General features: G+C 64.3%; 2 protein-coding genes. Both read right to left on the minus strand.

Annotated elements, in window-relative coordinates; all coding sequences use genetic code 11:
• Positions 1 to 141: LLM class flavin-dependent oxidoreductase (locus EN750_RS34985; RefSeq protein ID WP_145968222.1), on the minus strand; the 141-nt coding region annotated here is incomplete at its 3' end.
• Between the two features lie 70 nt (positions 142 to 211).
• Positions 212 to 1,099, minus strand: a complete 888-nt coding sequence (locus tag EN750_RS34990) for an ABC transporter permease (protein ID WP_127326506.1) — start codon at positions 1,097 to 1,099, stop codon at positions 212 to 214.
• Positions 1,100 to 1,243: the final 144 nt, after the last annotated feature.

The raw sequence follows: 1,243 nt of genomic DNA on the forward strand, positions 1-1,243 counted from the left end.
GTAATAGGCCCCGTCCGCGCCCAGTTGCTCGGCGGCGACGGCGAGGTCGATGGATTGCAAAAGCGCGTCCGAAGCCGAGCGCACTTGCGATTGCGACGAGGGCGTCCAGTGCCCGAATGACAGGAAACCGATTTTCTTCATAGCCATGCGATATAAGGATGCGCGTCAGGCTTCAATGCAAAAGAGATTTTTCGACACGCCCGATCAAGGCTCATGCATCGCTATTCTCGAAGGCGCCGATGCCTTGTGCGATCAGATTGGTTGCCATCACCAGCGAAACGATTGCCGCGGAATTGAAGACGACGACCCACCATTTGCCGCCGGTCAGGAAACCATAGCCGTCGGCGACGGCCAGCCCCCAATCGGCCGATGGCGGCTGAATGCCGAGGCCGAGAAAGCTCAGCGTCGCGATCGAGAAGAACGCGTAGCCCAGCCTTGTGACGAGCTCGATGAGGATCGTTTCCCTGATGTTGGGCAGTATCTCCAGGAACATGATGGCGAGCGGGCCCTCGCCGCCAAGCCGCGCAGCGCTGACATAGTCGCGCTCCTTCTGCTCGCGCACGGCGGCGCGGACGGTGCGCGCCACCAGCGGCGCGTAGGCGATGCCGATCACCAGGATGACCGTTAGATTGGACGGGCCGATGGCCACCAGCGTCATGGTGACGAGAACGATGAACGGAAACGCCATCAGCGTATCGAGCAGCCGCGCGCCGATGGCATCGACCAGGCCGTCGAAATAGCCGAGCACCAGGCCGATGATGCTGCCGGCGGCAACGCCGGCCAGCGTCGCCAGCGGCGCAACCAGCAGGATGTCGCGCGACCCGACGACAATGCGCGACAGCACGTCGCGGCCGAGCTGATCGGTCCCGAACCAGTGCAGCGCGTCGGGCGGCGTCAGCATCGCCAGGAAATCCTCGGCATAGGGATCGTAGGGAACGAAGAGGTTGCCTGCTATGGCGCACACGACCCAGAACAGAAGCAGCAGCGATCCGACCACGACCGACGGCGGCAATCCGGCGAAAGCACTGCGGATCCGGCGCACTGCCGGAAAGCCGGCCACGGAGCGCGGTGGTGCGGGAAACTCCGCCAGATCTGTCATGGCGAGGTCCGGCGGCGTTGCCGCGGATCGAGCAGCGCCAGTACGAGGTCGCCGGCCGCCGCCGACAGCACGAAGATTGCCGCCATCACCAGCACGCCGGCCTCGAGCATCGGGAAATCGCGTGCCTTGGCCGCATTCAGAACC

This window comes from Mesorhizobium sp. M7A.F.Ca.ET.027.03.2.1 (assembly GCF_003999175.1).
Taxonomy (GTDB): domain Bacteria; phylum Pseudomonadota; class Alphaproteobacteria; order Rhizobiales; family Rhizobiaceae; genus Mesorhizobium.

Bases quoted from the DNA above. Each gene is read 5' to 3' on its own strand.
- EN750_RS34990 (WP_127326506.1), bottom strand. From the start codon at position 1,099: ATGACAGATCTGGCGGAGTTTCCCGCACCACCGCGCTCCGTGGCCGGC.